This is a genomic window from Kitasatospora sp. NPDC085464, from assembly GCF_044541955.1.
Lineage (GTDB): Bacteria > Actinomycetota > Actinomycetes > Streptomycetales > Streptomycetaceae > Kitasatospora.
Map to the genome: position 1 here is coordinate 171,004 of NZ_JBITTM010000006.1, position 21,570 is coordinate 192,573.

General features: G+C 75.5%; 16 protein-coding genes. 6 read left to right on the forward strand and 10 right to left on the reverse strand.

Features of this window, described 5'->3' with window-relative positions:
* Nucleotides 1-23 precede the first annotated feature (23 nt).
* On the reverse strand, nucleotides 24-1,931 hold the full coding sequence (locus ACIGG8_RS07690) for a hypothetical protein (protein ID WP_396546319.1): 1,908 nt from the start codon (nucleotides 1,929-1,931) through the stop codon (nucleotides 24-26).
* A 333-nt stretch (nucleotides 1,932-2,264) separates the two neighbouring features.
* Between ACIGG8_RS07690 and ACIGG8_RS07695 the strand changes: the two genes are divergently transcribed.
* Complete coding sequence (locus tag ACIGG8_RS07695) at nucleotides 2,265-2,918, forward strand: CBS domain-containing protein (protein WP_396546320.1); 654 nt, start codon at nucleotides 2,265-2,267, stop codon at nucleotides 2,916-2,918.
* 162 nt (nucleotides 2,919-3,080) lie between these two features.
* Nucleotides 3,081-3,731, forward strand: a complete 651-nt coding sequence (locus ACIGG8_RS07700) for a beta-glucanase (RefSeq protein ID WP_350522733.1) — start codon at nucleotides 3,081-3,083, stop codon at nucleotides 3,729-3,731.
* Between the two features lie 37 nt (nucleotides 3,732-3,768).
* Here ACIGG8_RS07700 and ACIGG8_RS07705 read toward each other — a convergent pair whose 3' ends face one another.
* Nucleotides 3,769-4,158, reverse strand: a complete 390-nt coding sequence (locus ACIGG8_RS07705; protein ID WP_396546321.1) for a hypothetical protein — start codon at nucleotides 4,156-4,158, stop codon at nucleotides 3,769-3,771.
* 325 nt (nucleotides 4,159-4,483) lie between these two features.
* Between ACIGG8_RS07705 and ACIGG8_RS07710 the strand changes: the two genes are divergently transcribed.
* The gene (locus tag ACIGG8_RS07710; RefSeq protein WP_396546322.1) at nucleotides 4,484-4,918 is read left to right on the forward strand and encodes a hypothetical protein; all 435 of its coding nucleotides are present in this window, start codon (nucleotides 4,484-4,486) and stop codon (nucleotides 4,916-4,918) included.
* 119 nt (nucleotides 4,919-5,037) lie between these two features.
* On the opposite strand, the gene ACIGG8_RS07715 is transcribed toward ACIGG8_RS07710, so the two are convergent.
* The gene (locus ACIGG8_RS07715) at nucleotides 5,038-5,448 is read right to left on the reverse strand and encodes an organic hydroperoxide resistance protein (protein ID WP_189921741.1); all 411 of its coding nucleotides are present in this window, start codon (nucleotides 5,446-5,448) and stop codon (nucleotides 5,038-5,040) included.
* 165 nt (nucleotides 5,449-5,613) lie between these two features.
* On the opposite strand from ACIGG8_RS07715, the gene ACIGG8_RS07720 reads away from it, so the two are divergent.
* The 3 genes from ACIGG8_RS07720 (at nucleotide 5,614) to ACIGG8_RS07730 (ending at nucleotide 7,915) form a co-directional block, all read left to right on the forward strand.
* Nucleotides 5,614-6,087: a MarR family transcriptional regulator gene (locus tag ACIGG8_RS07720; protein ID WP_350522730.1), complete on the forward strand. Its 474-nt coding sequence runs from the start codon at nucleotides 5,614-5,616 to the stop codon at nucleotides 6,085-6,087.
* Nucleotides 6,088-6,466: 379 nt separating this feature from the next.
* A complete protein-coding gene (locus ACIGG8_RS07725) occupies nucleotides 6,467-7,039 on the forward strand; it encodes a sigma-70 family RNA polymerase sigma factor (protein WP_350522729.1) in 573 nt (190 codons plus the stop codon).
* A gap of 66 nt (nucleotides 7,040-7,105) precedes the next feature.
* On the forward strand, nucleotides 7,106-7,915 hold the full coding sequence (locus tag ACIGG8_RS07730) for a hypothetical protein (RefSeq protein WP_396546323.1): 810 nt from the start codon (nucleotides 7,106-7,108) through the stop codon (nucleotides 7,913-7,915).
* Nucleotides 7,916-7,988: 73 nt separating this feature from the next.
* Here ACIGG8_RS07730 and ACIGG8_RS07735 read toward each other — a convergent pair whose 3' ends face one another.
* The 7 genes from ACIGG8_RS07735 to ACIGG8_RS07765 form a co-directional block, all read right to left on the reverse strand.
* On the reverse strand, nucleotides 7,989-8,648 hold the full coding sequence (locus ACIGG8_RS07735; RefSeq protein WP_396546324.1) for a GAP family protein: 660 nt from the start codon (nucleotides 8,646-8,648) through the stop codon (nucleotides 7,989-7,991).
* Between the two features lie 193 nt (nucleotides 8,649-8,841).
* Entirely contained in the window at nucleotides 8,842-10,254 is a 1,413-nt protein-coding gene (gene argG / locus ACIGG8_RS07740) for an argininosuccinate synthase (protein ID WP_350522726.1), read from the reverse strand.
* A 421-nt stretch (nucleotides 10,255-10,675) separates the two neighbouring features.
* Complete coding sequence (locus ACIGG8_RS07745) at nucleotides 10,676-12,016, reverse strand: MFS transporter (protein WP_396546325.1); 1,341 nt, start codon at nucleotides 12,014-12,016, stop codon at nucleotides 10,676-10,678.
* Nucleotides 12,013-13,242: a cytochrome P450 gene (locus tag ACIGG8_RS07750; protein ID WP_396546326.1), complete on the reverse strand. Its 1,230-nt coding sequence runs from the start codon at nucleotides 13,240-13,242 to the stop codon at nucleotides 12,013-12,015. The genes ACIGG8_RS07745 and ACIGG8_RS07750 overlap by 4 nt, the downstream gene beginning before the upstream one ends.
* Nucleotides 13,239-13,991 carry a CatB-related O-acetyltransferase gene (locus tag ACIGG8_RS07755; RefSeq protein ID WP_396546327.1) on the reverse strand — a complete coding sequence of 251 codons (753 nt, stop codon included), beginning with the start codon at nucleotides 13,989-13,991 and terminating at the stop codon, nucleotides 13,239-13,241. The genes ACIGG8_RS07750 and ACIGG8_RS07755 overlap by 4 nt, the downstream gene beginning before the upstream one ends.
* Nucleotides 13,984-21,324, reverse strand: a complete 7,341-nt coding sequence (locus ACIGG8_RS07760) for an amino acid adenylation domain-containing protein (protein ID WP_396546328.1) — start codon at nucleotides 21,322-21,324, stop codon at nucleotides 13,984-13,986. The genes ACIGG8_RS07755 and ACIGG8_RS07760 overlap by 8 nt, the downstream gene beginning before the upstream one ends.
* Nucleotides 21,325-21,360: 36 nt before the next feature.
* Nucleotides 21,361-21,555 (reverse strand): MbtH family protein, encoded by a 195-nt coding sequence (locus ACIGG8_RS07765; RefSeq protein ID WP_350522721.1) that lies wholly within the window; start codon nucleotides 21,553-21,555, stop codon nucleotides 21,361-21,363.
* Nucleotides 21,556-21,570 lie beyond the last annotated feature (15 nt).

Sequence of the window (21,570 nt, forward strand, 5' to 3'; positions counted from 1 at the left end):
CGCCGCACGCGGCGGGGCCGGGCTCACTGCGGCGGGCCGATGTGGCTGCCGCCGTCGAGGACCGCCTCCACCCGGACGGCCGAGCGGGCGGGGCGCTCGACGGCGAGGGTGTGGTCCGCGACGGACCGGTCGGCGGACCAGTCCGGGCCCTTGACGGTGAGCCGGGTGACCCGGCGGCTGCCCGCCGCGAGCAGGTACTCGGTGCCCTGCGGGGAGCGCCACCACGCCCAGGCCACCGTCTCCCGCTCGAACCGGCTGCACGCCCGGCCCGGACCGCCGCCGGTGCGCTGCGGGGCGCGGGCGGTCGGCAGGACGACGGCGGTGGCCGCGCTGCCCTCGCCGTTCCAGCGGTCGGCGCGCAGACAGACCCAGGCGGCCGAGCCCGCGTTCTGCGGCAGCGGCTGCACCGCGAAGGCCCACAGGTCGAGCTGCTTGACGCCCGGCCTGCCGTCCGGGACGGCACAGCCCGCCCGGGCCCAGGCCTGCAGCGCGTCCTGGGCGGTCGCCTCGCGGGGCTCGTGGGCCGACTGCGCCGACTGGGCGGACTGCGCGGAGGGGGAGCGGTCCGGTGGCGGGAGGTAGGTGAGGTGCGCGGGGACGAGGCCGCCCAGGTCGGCCAGCAGGAAGGCGTGCTTCTCGGCGACCACGGGGGAGGACCGCAGCTGGAGCAGGGTGGCGCCCCGGCAGTCGGCGAGCCCGCCCCCGGGAGCCGGCGCGGTGACGCCCTCGGGGTGCTCCAACGGGCGGGCCGGGGCGTCGGGTTGGTCGATCCGGCGGGTCTCGGCGGAGTCTACCCAGGGCGCCAGCAGGTACCGGACGTCGGAGCCCCGACGCCGCAGCGCCACCGCGCCCGCCGTGGTGAGGTCCGAGTCGTCGGCCCGGGCGAGGTCCAGACCGCCGTCGCGACCGTCGGTGTAGCGCGCCAGGCGCCGGCCGTCGTACAGCACCACCACACCGGTGCCCTCCACCGTCCCCGCGAACAGCAGCTGCGGTGCCTCGACGGGCGGGGCGGGGTCCGTACCCGGCTCGGCACGGGTCTGCGGGCCGGGCTGCGCCCAGGCGGCCAGGGCGCGGCCGAGCAGTGCCCCGTCCTCGCGGCGGTCGCCCCGGGCGGGCCAGGCGGAGAAGTCGACCCGTGCGGTGTGCTGCCAGGCGTCGGGCGCCACCCGGACCAGTCGGGCCGGATCGGCGGCACCCGGGGCGGCAGCCGACGCCGGACCTGCCGGCGCTGCCGGGCCGGAACCGCCCAGTACGGCGGCCGTGGTGGTGAGCCCGAGCACACCGACCGCCAGCGCCGCGGTGAGCGTGCGACGGCGGCGCAGCAGGTCGGTGGGCTGCACCCGGACCGCGCACGGGTCGAAGGCGGGCGGCTCCCGGTCCGCGCCGCAGGGGACGGCCGCGGCTGCGGCGACCGCGTCGTCCGGCCGGGCCACCCCGGCCTGCCGCAGCACCTCGGCCGCCTGCCCGGCGGACAGCTCCTCCACGGTCCGCAGGGCGAACGCGGCCCGGGCCGGGGCGTCGAGCGCGGCGAGCGCGTGGTCGAGCCCCGCGTCCTCCTCGCCGCCGTGCGGGGTGAACAACCGCAGCCCCCAGACCCGGGGCGCCAGCAGACGAGCGGCCGGGTGCGGGCGGAGCGCGGTGCGCAGGACCCGCAGGCGCAGGGCGGCGTACGGCGGATCCGCCCCGGCGGCGCCCGGGGCGTCGTGGTGGGTCCCCTCGTCACGGCGGGTCCAGCGGAAGGGCAGGGCGCGGTGGACGGCGGCGTGGGCGGCGAGCACCCGGCTGTGCCGGTCCCGGTCGGCCGGCAGCGCCAGGTACGCGAGGCGGACCAGCCTGCGGTAGTGGCGCACCAGCACCGCCTCCGCCCGGGCCACGGGACGCGCGGCGACCCCCTGGGCCGGCGCCGCCGCGCCCACCGTCCGTCCTGGCAAAGGGTCCTCCCGGGAACCGTGCGTGGTGCTGGAGTGGTGGACGGTCCAACGAGTCGATCATGTGATGGTTGCGCTGTCCGGGCGACCGGCGTGCCACCGGGAGGCGCGCGACGGGTCCTCCGGCCGGCCGTCGCCCCCGCTCGCGGGGCGACAGTGCACGTCCCGCCCCCGGTCCGGCCCGTCGGGGACGTGTTCGTGCACCGGGGTCCAAGGACCCACCCGTTCGGCCCCTTGGCCCCTGGCGATCCGCGCCGCCGCGCGCCATGCTGCCGGTAACCGGCCGGGACGATCCGCGCCCGGTCGGACCAGCACCGTTGGACGAGGTGAACCGGCGTGCGGCATGCCACCGTCGAATCCGTGATGACCGGCCCCGTGGTCCTGGTCTCCCCCGAGACCGGGTTCCGGGAGATCGTGACGCTGCTGAGCGAGTACGACATCACCGGAGTACCGGTGGTGGACCCGGAAGGGCGGCCGCTCGGCGTCGTGTCGGAGGCCGACCTGCTGCGCACCCTGGCCGCGCAGGAGGACCCGGGCAGTCTGCTGCCGGCGCCGGAGTCGCCGCAGGCCGGCCCGAACGGCGAGGTCACCGCCGCCGACCTGATGACCGGCCAACCGGTCTGCACCTCGCCCGGCACCAGCGTGGTCGCGGCGGCCCGCACGATGAGCCGGCACGGGCTCAAGCGGCTGCCGGTGCTGGACGAGGAGGGGCGGGTCGTCGGCATGGTCAGCCGCGGGGACCTGCTGCGGGTGTTCCTGCGCGAGGACGGGGTGATCCGGCGGGAGATCGTCGAGGAGGTGCTCGGCCGGATCGAGGGCGTGAGCCCGGCGGAGATCGGGGTGGAGGTCAACCAGGGCCGGGTGGTGCTCAGCGGCACCGTGCCCGAGCCGCACCTGGTGCCGATCGTGCTCAACCTGTGCCGCGCGGTGGACGGCGTGGTCTCGGTGACCGACCGGCTCGGCGCCGGGGGTGCGGCGGCGGTCGGCTGAGCCGGCCCCGGGCCCCGCGGCCGACCGCCGCCTCAGGGGTCCGCCCGGTCCCGGCACGGACCCGGGGGGTCCGCTTCGCATACAGCGGACCGTACCGGGTAAATCACTCTGTGTGCCCGGCCGATCCGACTGCCGGGGCGCCGGAGCACCGGGGAGGCGGCCGTGACCGTCGTTTTCGACGCGGACTTCACTTCGACCAGGCAGTGGATCACCGGGCGTAGCAGCGCCTACCCCCGGATGGGGCCGACCAACCGGAGCGACCACAAGCTCGACTACCTCGTCCGCGGGTACTGCCCGGGCGGGGTGTTCACCGCCACCCGGCGGCACAGCGGCGGGCTGTGGAGCTGCAACCTGCTGACCACCGAGGGCAGTCCGGACGGGTTCCAGGTCCGCACCGGGGACGTGCTGTCGGCGCGCGTGACGCTGCCCACCGGGCTGGGCGCCTGGCCGGCGATCTGGACCTGGCGGGACGGCGGCAACGAGGTGGACGTCTTCGAGTACCACCCCGACAACCCCGACCTGCTGGAGATCTCCAACCACGTCCGGGGCGGCTACCGGTACTGGCACGGCGGCGGCGCCGGGATCGGCCCGGGGGCGACCTTCGGTCTGCGGGTGGTGCTCGGCGCGAACTCGGTGGACTGGTACGTCGAGGACGAGCTCGTCTACGCGGACCTGCACGGGGTGGGACCGGGCTGGCACGCCTACCTGATCGTCAACCTGTCGGTGGCGGACGGGACGTACCACGCCCGGCCGCCGGTCTCCGGGCCGGACCGGCTCAGCTGGGTCTGCCACAGCCTGCAGGTCGAGCGCTGAGGCCGCCGGTACCGAGGGCCGGCTCCGCGCGCGGGGTTCACGGCGCGAAGGCGGCGGTGATCGGGCCGTGCGGGCCGTAGCGCTGGAACCACACCGTGCGGCGGTTCCGGCCGATGTGGGCGGGATCGGTCACGTACAGGTCGTCGTGCGGGGCGCGCTCGTTGCCCGGGGCGAGGGCCGCGTCCACGGCCCGGTCCGCGAGTGCGTGCAGCAGGGCGGTGGCGGTGGCCTCGGCGGCGGACGGCGCGATGGCGAGCGCGGTGAGTTCGGCCCAGAGCGCGGTGGCGACGTAGGCGATCGGGGAGTGGCCGAGCGTCGGGTGGGGGCTGGGGTCGGCGTGGCGCCGCAGCAGTCCGGCGGCGACGAGCTGCTCGGGGGAGCGGGCGTCGTCGGGCGGGTGGTGGGTCATGCGCGGGTACCGGGTCACGAGCGGCACGCTACCCCGTGGATGCGCGCTCGTGCGCCGGAACGTTTTCTCAGGCTTTCTTCACAGCGCTTTCACCGGTGCCGGGCGCAGGATGGTGGTAGGGCCCGTCTTCGAGCCCCCGTCGTCCGCCCGGAGGGCGGGCGGGGCGGCGTTGGGGTGCGTGCATCGCAAGGCGGAGGACGGAGTCCATGCGGAGCATCGGCGACCGACGACAACGCGGCGAGGTGCGTGCCCCGGCGTCGCCCCGCAGGCGGGGGTTCGAAGACGGGCCCTTCGGCGCTGATCACCTCGGTGGGCCCGTGCGGGGCCGGAGGAGGAGGTCCTGATGAGGCACTGGCACGGATACGGGCACGGCCACGGCATGAGCGGCTGGGGCATCGGGCTGATGGTGATCGGGACGCTGCTGGTCCTGGCCCTGCTCGTGCTCCTCGCCGTCGCCCTCTTCCGGTACGTCTCGCGCTCGCGGCAGCCGGTCCCGCCCGGCCGTCCGGCGGCACCGGGTGTGGGCGGGCCGGGGCCGGGCGGCCCCGGCGGCTGGGGGGCGGGACCACCCGCGGAGCAGGTGCTCGCGGATCGGTTCGCGCGGGGTGAGATCGACGCGGAGGAGTACCGGCACAGACTGGAGACGCTGCGCTCGGCGAGCGGGCACGGTGGCGCAGGGCCGGGCGGCGGATGGCCCGGCAGCGCCGGGCCGGGTGCCGGCGGACCGGGTGCGGCCGGCCCGGCGGGCGGTGGGTCTCCGCCCGGCGCGGCGGGGTAGGGGCGCCGGCCCGGGAAACGGGGCGGGCCCGCCGCACGGGGTGTGCGGCGGGCCCGGTGCGCGCCTGCGAGGGGGCTTCGACGCGGTCGTGGCGACCGGCGTCCCCGTGCCCCGGTCGACTACTCGACGACGAGCTCGACCGGGATGTTGCCGCGGGTGGCGCGGGAGTAGGGGCAGACCTCGTGCGCCTGCTTGACCAGCAGCTCGCCGGTCTCGCCCGCCAGGGACTCGGGCAGCTCGACGCGCAGCACGACCGCGAGGCCGAAGCCCGCGCCGTCCTTGCCGATGGACACCTCGGCGGTCACCGAGACCTCGCTGGTGTCCACCCGGGCCTGCCGGCCGACCAGGCCGAGGGCGCTCGCGAAGCAGGCGGCGTAACCGGCCGCGAACAGCTGCTCGGGGTTGGTGCCCTGGCCGTTGCCGCCGAGCGCCGGCGGCATCGCCAGTGCGAGGTCCAGCTGCCCGTCGGAGCTGACGGCACGGCCCTCCCGGCCGTTGGCGGTGGCGGCTGCGGTGTAGAGCGCGTCCATGGTCGGTCCCCTTCGTGGTGCTTCGGTTGCTCGGATTGCGGGTGGGTCCGGGGTGCGTCGCCTTCGTTTCCGCGACCCGTCCGGGTTCCTGCCCTGCGACAAGTAGAGCACGCAATTCAATTGCGCACAACTCAATGGTGCGAGTGTGATCGGTACCATGGAGCCATGACCACGCTTCCCGGCATGGCGGACGAGGAACTGCTCCGCCTCGACCAGCAGATCTGCTTCTCGCTCAACGCGGCCTCGCGGGCCTTCGGCGGCGTCTACCGGGTGCTGCTCCGCGACCTCGGGCTGACCTACCCGCAGTACCTGGTCATGCTGGTGCTCTGGGAGGACGGCGAACTGCCCGTCAAGCGGATCGGCGAGCGCCTGCGGCTCGACTCCGGCACGCTCTCCCCGCTGCTCAAGCGGCTGGAGGCGGCCGGGCTGGTGCGCCGCGAGCGCAGCGCGCAGGACGAGCGGTCCGTCACCGTCGCGCTCACGGCCGAGGGGTCGGCGCTGCGCGAGCGGGCCGGGCAGGTCCCGCGTCGGCTGCTCGCCGCGACCGGGCTGCCGGTCGAGGACCTGGCGGAGCTGCGCGGGCTGCTGGAGCGGGTGACCGCCGCGCTGGACTCGGCGGCGGTGGAACCGGCGCCGTAGGGCCGGCCGGAGGCCCGGTGTCGGTGCTGTGCTGCGGGGTGCGTGCGGTGAGACCCGTGCTGTCCGGGCGGTGGTGCGGTGCCGGTGGCGCGGGGGTGGCCCCGTGGGGCGGGTGGGTGATCCGGCAGCGGGGGGCTTGTCAAGCCGGCGTCGCGCGCGGTGTGATCTGGGTCACTCGCCCGGCCTGCCGAGGACGTCGGTGGGCCCGAATCGGCAGGTCAGTGGCGCTGTTCAAAAGTGGGCGGAAACGTTCGCCAATTGTCCGCCCGATCCGGTCAACATCCCGCGCCTCCCGGACGGTTACACCACGAGCCCCCATGGGGCCGTCGGCGTGCCACCCGGTGGGCCGGCCAGCTGACCCACGAAAAGGGGGGCGTGCGTGAACACTCCCGGGCCGGGCGAGGAGCGGGGCCTCCGGGCGGACCCGCTCGGCGACCTGCCGAACGACTTCGAGGCCTTCTTCACCCGCGAGAACTCCGGCTACCTCCGCTACGCCCAGCAACGCCTGCGGCACCGCGAGGACGCGCAGGACGCGGTCCAGAACGCCGGCACGACGCTCTACAAGAACTGGCGTCGCGCCCTGGCCAGCGCCGATCCGCAGGCCTTCGCCTTCAAAGTCGTGAAAGACGCGGTGGTGGACGTTCTGCGCGACCGCCGGCGCACCGAACGCAAGCGGCTGCGGGTGATCGCCCAGCGCCGCCCCGACACCAGCCAGGACGAGCTGGACGAACTCGCCGAACTGGACGCCCTGGACTGGGCGATGGACGAACTCGCACGGGCCGCGCCGGTCCAGGCGGACGTCGTCCGGCTCCGTCAGGCGGGCCTGTCGTACCCCGACATCGGCCGGTCGCTCGGCATCGCGCACACCACCGCCCGGACCTACTACAGCCTCGGGCGGCGCCACCTGGAGTACCTGCTGGAACACCCGGGAGACGACGGAGCGGAGACATGAGGGCCGTGACATGGGGGCCGTGACGTGAGGGCCGTGACGTGAGGGCGGACGCATGAGGGCGGAGACATGAGGGTCGGGGACCTGCTGCGCGCGCAATCCGCCGAGCTGGACCGGGAGTTCGACGACCACGATCCGGTGGCGTTCACCCGGCGGCTGGCCGAGCGGCTCGCCGCCGCCCGTCGGCCCGCCCCGGCCGTGCGCGAACGCCCCGCCCGTCCGCCGGCCGGAGCCCGGCCACCGCACGCACCGGCCTCGGGGGCCGGCCCGGGGGCGGGGCTGGGATCGGGAGGCGGTCCGGGGCCGGGCCCGGGGCAGGCCTGGAACTCGCTCCCGGGCGGGGCGCCGGGCACCGGCGCCGGCACGGGGACCGCGCAGTCCCCCTGGGCCGGCGGACGGGCGGAGCTCCGCAGGGACCTGCGGCACCTGTGCGCCGGCGTGGCGGGCGCCGCGAAGCCCGGAGAACTGGCCCTGGACCTCGAACTCGCCGAGAAGACCGCCTTCCGCACCCTCGGCTGCCTGCTGTACGGGATGGGCCGCACGGCGGACGGCGTCTTCTGGTGGCGGATCGCCGCCCAGTACGGCGACCAGCTGGCCGTGCACTGCCTGGCCGTGCACTACAGCGCCGAGGGCGAGCGGCGCGACGCGGCACGCTGGGCCGCCCAGGCACAGGACCTCAGCGCCCCGGGGCGGCTGCCCGATCTGGCGCCGGAGGCGCGGCCGGGCGGTCCGGCCGAGCTGGCCCGGGTGCTGGCGGAACGCTACGACGGGGAGATCCTGCTGACGCTCCGGGACGCGGTCGCGGCGCGTCCGAGGGCGGATCCCGCGCGGCTGGGCGTCCGGGCGGTCCGGGGGCGCGGGGTGGTGCGGATCCGGTGAAGGGGGCGGCCTGCCGTCAGCCGAGTCCGAGTCCGAGCCCGAGTCCGAGTCCGAGTCCGAGGACAGCCTTCGGTCACCCGAGCGCGGAGACCGCGTCGCCCAGGTACCCGGCGCCGAGCACGGCAGCGACGGTGGTCACGATCGCGGCCTGGTGGGCGGCCGTCCAGGCCCGCCACTCGCCGAGGGTCCGGGCTCCGCCGCGCATCCGGACCACCAGGGGCACGAGGGAGCCGAGCGAGCCGAACGACACCAACAGGGCCGCTGCCACCGCCCGCGCGCCGGGGCCGGTCGCGGTGCCCGCGATCGAGGCGGCGCCGCCGACGGCCGGGAGCAGGGTGTTCGGGCTGCTCGCGACGAGTGTGAGGGCGAGGCCGGCGGACCTCGCGGGCGAGTAGCGCTCGATCGACTGCAGCCAGGCGGGCGGCGCCGTGACGTGGCCCGCGCGCGGCCGGTCGTGCCACTGCCGCGCGGCCGACAGCAGGAGCAGCGTGCCGAGGGCGAGCTTCAGCCAGGACGGCCAGGTGGGGGCGGCCCCGACCCCGCCCAGTGCGCGCCCGGCCACCAGGACGAGGATCACCGGCACGGCGAGGCCCAGCACCCAGCCGGCCGCGAAGGCGAGGCTCTTCGTCCGCCCGCGCGGCGTGGCCAGGACGAGGATCACGGTGATGAGCGGCCGTGGACTGATCGCGAGCGCCACCGCGGAGGCCAGCATCGAACCGACCGCTTCACCCATGGCGGGTCCTGCCTTCCCGTCGCCGGGCGCACGTCCGTCATCCTACGGCGGGGCGGGTGGGGCCGTCGGGTCGGTCGGGGACGGCGGAGGCCGCCGCACCGGTGTGGTGCGGCGGCCTCCGTGGGCGACTCCGGGCCGCCGGCCGGGCCGGGCGCGTCGGTCGGTGCCGGACGTGTCGGCCGGGCCGGACGTGTCAGTCGGTGCCGGACTCGATCGCGGCGTGGTCGAGCGCGGTGGACTCCTCCGCGTCGCCGTTGCCGGCGGCGATGGGCGCGGCCCCGCCGGGGGCGAGCTCGCCGATCAGGCCGCTCCACGGCGCCAGCTGGCCGTGGACCGCGTACTGCTCCAGCTTGCTGCGCGAGTCGGCGATGTCGAGGTTGCGCATGGTCAGCTGGCCGATGCGGTCGTCCGGGACGAACGCGGCGTCGACGCTGCGCTCCATCGACAGCTTCTCCGGGTGGTAGCTGAAGTTGGGGCCCTGAGTGTCGATGACCGAGTAGTCCTGGCCCCGCCGCAGCCGCAGCGTGACGCTGCCGGTGACCGGGTGGCCGATCCAGCGCTGCATGCTGTCCCGGAGCATGAGCGACTGCGGGTCGAACCACCGGCCCTCGTACAGCAGCCGGCCGAGGCGGCGGCCCTGGGTGTGGTAGGTGGCGAGGGTGTCCTCGTTGTGGATGGCGTTGAGCAGCCGCTCGTAGGCGATGTGCAGCAGCGCCATGCCGGGGGCCTCGTAGATGCCGCGGCTCTTGGCCTCGATGATCCGGTTCTCGATCTGGTCCGACATGCCGAGGCCGTGGCGCCCGCCGATGGTGTTGGCCTCGTGGACGAGGTCGACGGCACTGGCGAACTCCTGGCCGTTGATCCGGACCGGGCGGCCGAACTCGAACTCGACGGTGATGTCCTCGGTCGGGATCTCGACCTCGGGGTCCCAGAAGGCCACGCCCATGATCGGGCTGACGATCTCCATCGAGGTGTCCAGGTACTCCAGCCGCTTGGCCTCGTGGGTGGCGCCCCAGATGTTGGCGTCGGTGGAGTAGGCCTTCTCGGCGGAGTCCCGGTAGGGCAGGTCGCGCTCGGCGAGCCACTCGGACATCTCCTTGCGGCCGCCGAGCTGGTCGACGAACGCCTGGTCCAGCCACGGCTTGTAGATCCGCAGGCTGGGATTGGCGAGCAGGCCGTAGCGGTAGAACCGCTCGATGTCGTTGCCCTTGTAGGTGGAGCCGTCGCCCCAGATGGACACCCCGTCCTCCTGCATGGCGCGGACCAGCAGGGTGCCGGTCACGGCGCGGCCGAGGGGGGTGGTGTTGAAGTACGTCTGCCCGGCGGAGCGGATGTGGAAGGCGCCGCAGGCGAGGGCGGCCAGGCCCTCCTCGACCAGCGGGGCCCGGCAGTCGACCAGCCGGGCCTGCTCGGCGCCGTACGCGCGGCCGCGGGCGGGGACGTCGGCGAGGTTCGGCTCGTCGTACTGGCCGATGTCGGCCGTGTAGGCGTACGGGAAGGCACCGTGCTCGCGCATCCACGCGACGGCGACGGAGGTGTCCAACCCACCGGAGAATGCGATGCCGATCCGTTCACCGACCGGCAGCTTGCTCAAGACCTTCGACATGGATGCACCCTATGACCCGCGCGGGCGGGCCCCTGATTCAGCGTTGTGTGACGGGATTCGGCGTACTCGATCCGATGCCCCGAACTCTGGCATAGATTTGCAGAGGACCGCAAGAGCATACGATCGAGTCGGCCGGGGCGGCTCCTTGTGGGGCCGGTCTCCGGCGGGTGTGGATCCGGTCAATTCGCTTGCCTCACAACATGGTTGGGGCGGCGAGTTCTGCGGCGGGCGGCGCGGGGCGCCGAGAACGGTCGCTTCGCATGGACGGGCGGGCGGCGGCGGTGCGGTGACTCTCCGTCGATACGGCGAGTACGCGGCGTGTCGGCGCGGCGAGGGGCGGGGCGGCGTGCCGTCGGTCGAACGCCGACCGGGCCCGGACGCCACCCCGCGGGGGAGTCGCGTCCGGGCCCGGTCGGCGGCCTCAGCGCTGCGCCGGGGGGCCGGAGCCGGCGGTGTCCCGGTCTGCAGCGACTGCCCGGTCGGCAGGGTCGGCAGGGTCGGCAGGGTCGGCAGGGTCGGCAGGGACGGCAGGGTCGGCGGGGTCAGCCGGGGCGGTCGGCGCCGAGGTCACGAACGTCCGCTCGGTGAGCGCGGGGACCGGCCTCAGCACCAGCGCGGCGGCGCAGGCCGCGGTGACCGCCGCCATTGCGATCAGCAGAGTCCGGTAGTCGAAGCGGTCGATGAGGACCGTGCCGGCGGCCAGCGACAGCGACTGCGGGACCAGCACCAGCATCGTGCAGATGGCGTTGACGCGGCCCTGCAGCCGGGACGGCGTGTGGAGCTGCGCCGCGGACGACAGCACCACCATGATCCAGGTGATGGCGATCCCGTCCGCGACCTCGCCCGCGACGACGAACGCCAGGTTCGGCGCGCAGTAGCCGAGCGCCGCCACCGTGAACGCGCCGATCCCGAGGCCGGCGGTGCGCGCCATGCCGACCCGCCGGATCAGCGCGGAGACCGTGAGGCCGCCGACCACCGCACCGACGCCCTGGACGGCGTTCAGCGGGCCGAGCGCCGACGGCGGCCGGCCGAGCCCCTCGTCCACCACCGCGAACATCACGGTCTGGCTCAGGCCGATAACGCAGAACGCGCAGGCCGCCGCGTAGCCGATCCGGGCCAGCACCGGTGTGGCGCCGATGTGCCGCACGCCGGCGAGGGCGCTGCGGAGGAACGGCTCCCGTGGCGACTCCGGTCCGACCGACTCCTCGACCCGCAGGCCGGCGAGCGCCAGGATCGCGGCCAGGAAGGTGAGGGAGTTGAGCACGGCGAGCGTTCCGGCCCCGGCGGCCGCGTAGACCGCCACGCCGACCAGCGGGGCGATGATGCGCAGCCCCTGGGCGACGGTCTGCAGGAGGGCGTTGGCGCCGGTCAGCTGGTCGTCGGGGAGGAGGTCGCGGCGGATTCCGGCGGACGCGGCGCCGAGGACGCCGAAGGCGACGCCGTAGCAGACCGCAACCAGGTAGATGATCCACAGCTGTTCGTCGCCGTGCACCGCGAGCAGGGACAGCACGGCCAGCGCCATCAGGGCGTTGGTGGCCATGAGCAGCGGGCGCCGCCGCACCCGGTCGGCGAGGTGGCCGAAGAGCGGCGACAGCACCATGGGCGCGCCGAGGGCGGCCTCGACCCCACCGGCGGCGGCGTTGCTGCCGGTGAGGTCCTTGGCCCAGATGCCCAGGGTCAGGAACAGGGCGCTGCTGCCGAAGCCGGAGAGCGCCTGGCCGATGAGCAGGCGGCGGAAGCGGGGGTCCGCGAGCGGCTTCACCGCCTCTCCCGGCCGTCGCGGGGGTGCAGCAGGACGGGTGCGGACTCGTGGCCCCGGATGAGGTTGGAGTGCAGCCTGCGGGCCGGGCCGGCCGGTTCGGCGCCTTCGGCGCGGGCGAGCAACTCGGTGAACAGGACCCGCAGTTCGGTGCGGGCGAGGGCCCCGCCCAGGCAGAAGTGCGGGCCGACGCCGAAGGAGACGTGCGGGTTGGGCGTGCGCCGGACGTCGAAGCGCTCGGGCGCCTCGAAGACCGTCTCGTCCCGGTTCGCCGACGGCATCCAGACCGTCACCGGGTCGCCGGCCCGGATCGACCGGCCGGCGATCTCGACGTCCCGGGAGGCCGTGCGCAGCACGTGCATCGCCGGGCTGGTGAAGCGCAGGACCTCGTCGACGACGCCGTCCATCCGGTCGGGGGAGGCGGCCGCGAGCCGCCACTGGTCGGGGTCGGCGGCGAAGGCGAGGAGCCCGCCGACGGTGGCGTGCCGGGTGGTCTCGTTGCCGCCCGAGATGAGGCCGTCGCAGTTGAGGAAGATCTCCTCGTCGGTGAGCGGCTCGCCGTCGACGAGGCCGTTCACCATGGCGCTGATGACGTCCTCGCCCGGTTCCTCGCGGCGGAAGTCGACGAGGTCGGCGTAGTAGGCGAGCATGCCGGCGTGTGCTTCGAGCCGGGCGATCGGGTCGACGTCGGAGGCGCCGAAGGCGGCCCGGGTGGAGTCGAGCATGAAGCGCCAGTCGCTCTTCGGCACGCCCAGCAGGTCGCAGATCACGGCCACCGGCAGGACGGCGGCGAAGTCGGTGAACTCGCAGGGCTCGCCGGCCAGCACCGGCTCCAGTTCCTCGCGGACGATCGTCCGCATGTTCTGTTCCAGGCGGGCGACCGTGCGCGGAGTGAACGCGGAGCTGATCACCCGCCGGATCTTCGCGTGCCGGGGCGCGTCCGTGACGATGAGCATCTTCCCGGCGGCCTCGGCGGTGGCGGTCGGGTTGTGGCCGATCCGCATGCCCTGGGCGGAGGTGAAGGTCGCGGTGTCCTTGAGCACCCGCTGGACGTCGGCGTGCCGGGTGACGGCCCAGAAGCCGCTGCCGTCCGGGGACTCGTTCCAGTGGGCGGGGTGGTCGCGGCGCAGTCCGGCCCACACCGCCTCCGGGTCGCCGGCCCCGTACAGGGCCGGGTCGGCGAGGTCGACCGTCGGCGGGGCGCCGGGGATGCCGGTTGCTTTCGTCATGACGCGCTTCCCTGGGTGGTGGCCGGCGCCGGGCCGAGCAGCTGCTCGGCCCGCGCGATGGACAGGATCCGTTCGGGCCGGCCGAGGACCAGCTCCGGGAGGTGCCGGGAGACGGTCGCCACCGGCCAGTCCCACCAGCGGGCCGTGAGCAGCCGCTCGACGTCCTCGGGGCCGTAGCGGGCGCGGATCACCCGGGCCGGGTTGCCGCCCACGATCCGGTACGGCGCCACGTCGGAGGCGACCAGGGCGCCCGCGCCGATGATGGCGCCGTCGCCGACGGTCACCCCGGGCATGATGGTGGCGCCGCGGCCGATCCAGACGTCGTTGCCGATCCGGGTGTCGCCCTTGCGGCCCGGCCCCCGGGCGATCAGGTCGTCGAGCAGGCTGTCGCGCCAGTCGCCCTCGAAGCTGAGGAACGGATAGCCCGTCGGACCGTCGAAGACGTGGTTCGCGCCGGCCATCACGAAGGTCACGCCCGCGGCGATGGAGCAGTAGCGGCCGATGAACAGGCGCTCGGTGCCGAACGCGTAGCGGACCCGGGCCTCCTCGAACCCGGCGGTGTCCTCGGAGGCGTCGTAGTAGGAGAAGTTCCCGGCGACGACCTTGCCGTCCGGTTGGAGCACCGGGCGGATGAAGACGAGGCGGTCGTCGCCGAGCGGACGCGGATCGCGGGGGTCCGGGACGTCCAGGTCGGGGTCGAGGTCGGGATCGGGATCGGCGTCGGCCCCGGGGGCGTGGTGGTCAGTCACGGCGGGCCTCCGGTGCGGTCGCCCGGTCGTCCCGCGGGGCCCGCAGGGCGGCCGTCACCAGCGGCCCCGACTGCTCCATGACGGCGGGCGTCATCATCGCGTCGTGGTCGGAGTCCACCACGTGGTGCTCGGCTGCGGTGAGGTACGGCTGCCAGGCCTGCGCGGCGGAGCCCCGCTCGGCGACGGTCTTGGCGGCGGCGATGCTCAGGACCCGCCCGTGGTAGCCGTCCGGGTGCGGCGGCCCGAGGAGGGCGGCGACGCCCTTGGCCGCGCGGACCAGGGCCCGGCTCTGGCGGGCGTCGAGGGCGCCGTCGGCGGACGGGCCGGCGATGACCTCGCCGGTCACCCACGCGGCGAAGTCGCCGTCCAGCTCCTCGGGCGTCACCGGGCGTTCGTACGGCCAGGCGTCAAAGAGGACGACCAGGTCGACCGTCCGTCCGGAGGCCTCCAGCAGGCGGGCGACCTCGTAGGACAGGACCCCGCCGAGCGACCAGCCCATGACGACGTACGGGCCGTCGGGGTGCGTCGCGGTGATCAGGTCCGCGTAGCGCCGGGCCAGCGCGTCGAGCGACTCGACCGCCTTGAAGCGGCCGTGGCTCTCCGTCACCTGGATCCCGTAGACCGGCTGGTCCCGCTCCAGGTGGGGCAGGACGGAGCTGTAGCACCAGCTGAGCCCGCCGATGGGGTGGATGCAGAAGACCGGGCGGCTGCTCGCCCGGCCGCGCCGGAGCTCGATGACGCTGGCGTAGGGGTCGGTCGGGGCCTCGTCCAGTCGGGCGGCGAGCCCCGCGGCGGTGGGCGCCTCGAACAGCGTCGCGATGCCGATCTCGGCGCCGAGCAGGGCGCGGATCCGGCCGATCAGCCGGGTCGCCAGCAGCGAGTGACCGCCCAGCTCGAAGAACGAGTCGTCCGGACCGACCCGGTCCAGGCCGAGCTCCTGCGCGAAGAGCCGGACCAGCACGGCCGTGCGCGGGTCGTCCGGGGCGTCCTCGCCGGCCCGGCCGTCGCCGGCCCGGCCCTCCGCGGCGGGCCCGCTCGCCGACGGCGCGGGCAGGGCCTTGCGGTCGAGCTTCCCGCTCGGGGTCAGCGGCAGCCGGTCGAGGACCAGAACGTCGCCGGGAACGAGGTACTCGGGCAGGTGCTCGGCCGCGTAGCGGCGCAGGGCGCCGGCGGGGTCCCGGTCCTGCGGCTGCCGACCGGCCGCCAGGACGGCGTAGGCGACCAGCCGGACGTCCCCCGGGCGGTCCTCACGGGCGACCACCGCGGCGTGGGCGACCTCCGGGTGGCCGGTGAGCACCGCCTCGACCTCGCCGGGCTCGACCCGGAAGCCCCGGATCTTGATCTGCTCGTCCGTCCGGCCGAGGAAGACCAGCTCGCCGTCCGCGGTCCACCGCACCAGGTCGCCGGTGCGGTACAGGCGCTCGCCGGGAGCACCGAAGGGGTCGGGCAGGAAGCGCTCCGCCGTCAGCGCGGGCCGGTTCAGGTAGCCGGTGGCCAGCCCGGCGCCCGCGAGGTACAGCTCCCCGGGCACGCCGGGCGGGACGGGGCGCTGCCGCGCGTCCAGCACGTACACCCGGGTGTTCGCCACCGGTCGGCCGATCGGGACGGCCTGCGGCACCCCGTCGACGGTGCGCATGGTCGCGCACACCGTGGACTCGGTGGGGCCGTAGGCGTTGACCACCTTCGCGAAGTGCCGGGCCGCGTCGAGGACGGCGGGGGTGCAGGCCTCGCCGGCGGTGATCAGCGTGACGCCGGCGACGTCCTCGTCGAACTCGGTGGCGAGGACCACGGCGGGCGGCAGGGTGGCGTGGGTGATGCCGTGGACGCGCAGGAAGTCCGCCAGGGCCGGGCCCGGGACGCGGTCGGCCTCCGGGACGACGACCAGGCACCCGCCGGTCAGCAGTGCCATCCAGGTGTCCCAGACGGAGGCGTCGAAGCTCGTCGAGGCGAACTGCAGCACCCGGCTGTCGGCGTCGACGCCGAGCGTCGCCGCCTGGGCGTGCACCATGCTCGGGACGCCGCGGTGGGAGACCACCACGCCCTTCGGGCGGCCCGTCGACCCGGAGGTGTAGATCACGTACGCCGGGTGGGCCGGGAGCAGCGGCGCGGTCCGGTCCGCGTCGGTGGGCGCCGCGGCGGGCCGGTCCGCGACCGAGCGCCGCAGCTGTTCGTCGTCCAGCGCCAGGACCGGCAGGCCGGGGGCGGTGGGCAGGGCGGCGGCGACCTCGCCGGTGCTGAGCACACAGGCCGGGGCCGCGTCCCGGAGCATGAAGGCGACGCGGTCGGCGGGGTAGGACGGGTCGACCGGGAGGTAGGCCGCCCCGGCCTTCAGGACCGCGAGCAGGGCCACCACGCCCTGCTCCGAGCGGGGCAGGGCGAGGGCCACCCGGCGGCCCGGCCCGATGCCGCGGGCGATCAGCTCGTGCGCCAGCCGGTTGGCGCCGGCGTCGAGTTCGGCGTACGTCAGCTCGGTGCCGAGGCAGCGGACCGCCGGGGCCGCGGGGGTGTGCGCGGCCCGGGCGGCGAAGAGCTCGGGCAGCGTCCCCGCCGGCACCTCGGTGGTGGTGTCGTTCCACTCCCGGAGGACCTGCCGGCGCTCCCGGGCGGAGAGCAGCCCGACCTCGCCGATGCGGCGGCCCGGGTCGGCGGCCAGCGCCTCCAGCACCAGCACCAGCCGGTCGGCGATGCCCTCGACGGTGGCGTGGTCGAACAGGTCGGCGTCGTACCCGATCGCGGCGACCAGGCCGGCGGCCGGCCCGGACGCGTCGTCGGAGCCCGGGCGCTCGCCGAACACGAAGGACAGGTCGAAGGCCGAGATGCCCATGCTCAGGTCGTGGGGGGCGACCGCCAGCCCCGGGAGGGCGAGTTCCGCGCTGATGCTGTTCAGCATGGAGACGCTCACCTGGAACAGGGGGTTGGCGCCGGGTACCCGGGCCGGGTTGAGCGCCTCGACCAGGGTCTCGAACGGGACGTCCTGGTGGGCGTAGGCGCCGAGGTCGGCCTCCCGGATCCGGCCGAGGAGTTCGGCGAAGGTCGGGTCGCCCGAGACGTCGGTGCGCAGCACCAGGGTGCTGGCGAAGAAGCCCACCAGGCCGTCCAGCACGGCGTCGGCGCGCCCGGAGGTGGCCGTGCCCAGCGGGATGTCGGGCCCGGCGCCGCAGCGGGAGAGCACCACGGCGACCGCGGCCTGCAGCGCCATGAACACGGTGCAGTCGTGGGCCCGTGCGGTGGCGGCCAGGGCGGCGTGCAGCGCCGGGCCGACCTCGACCGCGACCTCCCCGCCGCGCAGGCTGACCGTGCCCGAGCGCGGCCGGTCGAAGGGCAGCGCGAGCTGGTCGGGGATGCCGGCGAGGGTCCGGCGCCAGTACTCGGTCTGCTGCGAGAGCCGGCTCGCCGGGTCGTCCTCGGCGCCGAGGAGGTCCCGCTGCCACAGCGTGAAGTCGGCGTACTGGACGGGCAGCGGCGGCCGGGCCGGGGCCGTGCCGGTGCGGCGTGCCGCGTACGCCTCGGCGAGGTCGTCGAGCAGCGGCTCCAGCGACCAGCCGTCGCAGGCCACGTGGTGGACCACCAGCAGCAGGACGTGCTCGTCCGGGGCGAGGCGGAAGAGGCGGGCGCGCAGGGCGGGTTCGGTGGTGAGCCGGAAGACCTTCCCGCTCTCCCCGGCGAGTTCGGCCTCCAGCGCCTCCGGGGTGGTGTCGGTGACGGTCAGGGCGGTCCGGGCCTCCGGGCCGGTCAGGACCTTCTGCCAGGGGCGGCCGTCCTCGGTGGGCAGGATGGTGCGCAGCGACTCGTGCCGGTCGACGACGTCGCCCAGGGCGGCGTTCAGTGCCTCGACGTCCAGGGCGCCCGTGAGGCGCGCTGCGTACGGGATGTTGTAGGCCGCCCCGCCGTCGAGCTCGTTGAGGAACCAGAGGCGGCGCTGGGCGAAGGACAGCGGCAGGCGTTCCGGGCGCACCGCGGGGCGCACGGCCGTGCGGGCCTGTTGCCCGAGGGCGACGGTGGCGGCCAGGCCGGCCGGGGTCGGGGCCTCGAAGACGGCCCGGATGGACAGTTCCACGCCGAGGGCGGCGCGGATCCGGTCGACCAGCCGGATGACCAGCAGCGAGTGCCCGCCGAGCTCGAAGAAGGCGTCCTCGACGCCGACCCGGTCCAGGTCGAGGACGTCGGCGAACAGTCCGCACAGCGCCTCCTCGGTGGCGTTCGCGGGTTCGCGGCCGGTGGGCCCGGCGGAGACGTCCGGTGCGGGCAGGGCGGCGCGGTCGACCTTGCCGTTGCGGGTCAGCGGCAGGGCGTCGAGGACGACGACCGCGGCGGGGACCATGTGGGCGGGCAGGTGGGCGGCGGCGAAGTCGCGCAGTGCGCGGGGGTCCGTCGCGTCGGGGCAGGCCGCGTAGGCGACGAGCCGGCGGTCGCCGGGGGTGTCCTCGCGGACGAGCACGGCGGCGCCCCGGACGGACGGGTGCCGGCCGATGGCGGCCTCGACCTCGCCGAGTTCGATCCGGAAGCCGCGGATCTTCACCTGGTCGTCGGTGCGGCCGCAGTACTCCAGTTCGCTGGCGGCGTTCCACCGGCCCAGGTCGCCGGTGCGGTAGAGGCGGCCGCCGGGCACGTCGCCGAACGGGTCCGGGAGGTAGCGCTCGGCCGTCAGCGCGGGGCGGCCGAGGTAGCCGCGGGCCACGCCGGGACCGCCGACGTGGATCTCGCCGACGACCCCGGTGGGCACCGGCTCGCCGCGGGCGTCCAGGACGACCAGCCGCCAGCCCGGGATCGTGCCGTCGATGGGGGAGGCGTTCCCCTCGGCCGCGGCGGCGGGCCCGGTCCCGACGGGGGCCAGCACCCGCCAGGTCGTCAACACGGTGTTCTCGGTGGCGCCGTAGGCGTTCACCAGCCGGGTGGAGTCCGCCGGGTGCCGGCGCTGCCACCTGCCGACGGTCGAGAGGTCGAGCGCCTCGCCGCCGAGCACGACCAGCCGCAGCCGCAGCGCGTCCAGCGGGTGCCGTTCCTCCCGGGCCACGAACTGCCGGAAGGCGGACGGCGTCTGGCTCAGGACGGTGACCTGCTCGCGGGCCAGCACCCCGTGCAGCGCGTCCGGGTCCATCCCCGCCTCGCGGGGCACGACGACCAGTCGGCCGCCGAAGGCCAGCGCGCCCCAGATCTCCCAGACCGAGAAGTCGAAGGCGAGCGAGTGGAACAGCGTCCACACGTCGGTGTCCGACGGGTCCGCGAGGCCCTGGACGGAGGCCAGGAACGCGGCGAGGTTGCCGTGGGTGACCTCGACGCCCTTGGGCCGGCCGGTGGAGCCGGAGGTGTAGATGACGTAGGCGAGTTCGGCCGGCTCGGGCCGTACGGGCGCAGGCCCGGGGGCTTCGGCCGGGTCGGCGGCGCCGGTCGTTCCGGTCGCGTCCGTCGCGCCGGTCGCGTCCGTCGCGCCGGTCGCGTCCGTCGCGCCGGTCGCGTCCGTCGCGCCGGTGGCGTCGAGGGTGCGCCACGGCCCGTCCGGGACGCGGGCCGCGGTACCGGGGTCGGTGAGGACGAGCGGCACCCGGGCGTCGTCGAGGATGAACCGCAGGCGGGCCGGCGGGTAGTCCGGGTCGACGGGGACGTAGGCGGCGCCGAGCCGCAGGACGGCGAGCACGGAGGCGACCATGTCGACGGAGCGGCCGAGGCAGACCGCGACCCGGTCGCCCCGCCGGACGCCCGCGCCGGCCAGCAGCGCGGCGATCCGGGCGGCGCGTTCGTCGAGCAGGCGGTAGGTCAGCCGGGTGCCACTGCCGTCGGTGACGGCGGTGTGCCCGCCGACGGCCGCGACCTGCGCCGCGAAGCGCTCGACCGCCGAGGGCCGCACGTCGGGCAGCGCGCCCGCCGCTCCGCTGCCGAGGTCGACCAGCCGCTGCCGCTCGGCCCGGTCCGTCACCGGGAGTTCGCCGACCGGCCGCTCCGGATCGGCCAGCGCCCCGGCGAGCAGCAGCTGCCAGCGGCGGGCCACGGCCTGCGCGGTGGCCCGGTCGAAGACGTCCTCCGCGTACTCCAGCACGCCGCTCAGGCCGGCCGGCTGCCCGTCCTCGCGGTGTTCGGTCAGGCCGAGGCTGAGGTCGAACTTGGCCGCCCCGGCGCCGAACGGCTCCTCGGCGACCGTCAGGCCGGGCAGGACCAGGCCGCCCTCCCCGCCGGCCTCCAGCGAGAAACTCACCTGGAACAGGGGGTTGCCGCTCGCGGTGCGGACGGGGTTGACGGCCTCGACCACCCGGTCGAAGGGGACGTCCTGGTGGGCGAACGCCGTCAGGGCCGTGCGGCGCACCCGCTTCAGGAGCTCGCCGAAGGTCGGGTCGCCCGAGCAGTCGACCCGGAACACCAGGGTGTTGACGAAGAACCCGACGAGCTCCTGCAGGTCCTCGTCCGTCCGGCCGTCCACCGGCGAGCCGATCGGGATGTCGGTGCCCGCGCCCAGCCGGCTCAGCAGCGCCGCGAACGCCGCCTGCAGCGCCACGAACGGCGTGACCCGGTGCTCGCGGGCCAGCCGCGTCAGCGCCCGGTGGGTGTCGGCGTCGACCTCGAAGTGCACCGTCCCGGCCGGCGAGGAGCCCGCCGTGGGCGGCCTCGGCCGGTCCCGGGGAAGCACCAGCTCCTGCGGCGCGCCACGCAACTCCTCGCGCCAGTGGTCGAGTTGCCGGGAGACCAGGCTCTGCGGATCGTCCTCCGCGCCGAGCGCCGAGCGCTGGCGCACCGCGTGCTCCGGGTACTCCAGGGGCAGGGCGGGCCAGGCCGGCTCGGCACCGGCCCGGCGCGCCGCGTAGGCCGTCCCGAGGTCGCGCTCCACGAGCCCGAGGGACCAGCCGTCCGCCGCGATGTGGTGCAGCACCAGCACCAGCACGTGCTGCGCCGGGCCGGTCGCGAACAGCCATGCCCGGACGGGGAGTTCGGAGGTCAGGTCGAACTCGTGCCGGCAGGCGAGGTCGACCCTGCCCGGCACCTCCCCGGCGGCGCACTCGGCGGACTCCACCGTGAACCGACCGGCGACGTCGCCGGGCGGCACGACCTGCTGCCACGGCTCGCCCGCGACCTCCGGGAACACCGTCCGCAGCGCCGCGTGGCGCCGTACGACGTCGCCGAGCGCCGCCGTGAGCGCGGTCCGGTCGAGGGGGCCGGAGATCCGCACCACCCGGGGCATGTTGTACCCGGCCCGGTGCTCCCCGAGCCTGGAAAGGAACCACAGCCGCTGCTGCGCCGGTGACAGCGGCAGCCGGCCGGCACCCGCCGCGGCGGGTGCGTCCGGCGACAGGGGTGCCGGGGCGGGAGTCGACCCGTCTTCCCGGGCGTCCAGACCGTGTGACATCCGATGTACCTCCAACTCCGTCCCGTACGACCGTGACTAGGCGCTGCGCAGGCTCTTGGGCCGCATGTCGGTCCAGTTCCGCTCGATCCACTCCAGGCAGTCCGGCTTCTTGCCCCGGGCCCCGGCGTCCTGCCAGCCGGGCGGGTTCTCCCGGTCCTGGGGCCAGATCGAGTACTGCTCCTCGTCGTTCACCACGACCTTGTAGTCCAGGTCGAGTTCGTCGTCGGACATGGCAGACCTCCACAG

Excerpts from the sequence above, each read along its gene's own strand:
- ACIGG8_RS07720 (WP_350522730.1), top strand. The coding sequence starts at position 5,614 with ATGACCACGCTTCCCGGCATGGCGGACGAGGAACTGCTCCGCCTCGAC.
- ACIGG8_RS07730 (WP_396546323.1), top strand. The coding sequence starts at position 7,106 with ATGAGGGTCGGGGACCTGCTGCGCGCGCAATCCGCCGAGCTGGACCGG.
- ACIGG8_RS07710 (WP_396546322.1), top strand. The coding sequence starts at position 4,484 with ATGAGGCACTGGCACGGATACGGGCACGGCCACGGCATGAGCGGCTGG.
- ACIGG8_RS07715 (WP_189921741.1), bottom strand. The coding sequence starts at position 5,448 with ATGGACGCGCTCTACACCGCAGCCGCCACCGCCAACGGCCGGGAGGGC.
- ACIGG8_RS07735 (WP_396546324.1), bottom strand. The coding sequence starts at position 8,648 with ATGGGTGAAGCGGTCGGTTCGATGCTGGCCTCCGCGGTGGCGCTCGCG.
- argG (WP_350522726.1), bottom strand. The coding sequence starts at position 10,254 with ATGTCGAAGGTCTTGAGCAAGCTGCCGGTCGGTGAACGGATCGGCATC.
- ACIGG8_RS07750 (WP_396546326.1), bottom strand. The coding sequence starts at position 13,242 with ATGACGAAAGCAACCGGCATCCCCGGCGCCCCGCCGACGGTCGACCTC.
- ACIGG8_RS07760 (WP_396546328.1), bottom strand. The coding sequence starts at position 21,324 with ATGTCACACGGTCTGGACGCCCGGGAAGACGGGTCGACTCCCGCCCCG.
- ACIGG8_RS07765 (WP_350522721.1), bottom strand. The coding sequence starts at position 21,555 with ATGTCCGACGACGAACTCGACCTGGACTACAAGGTCGTGGTGAACGAC.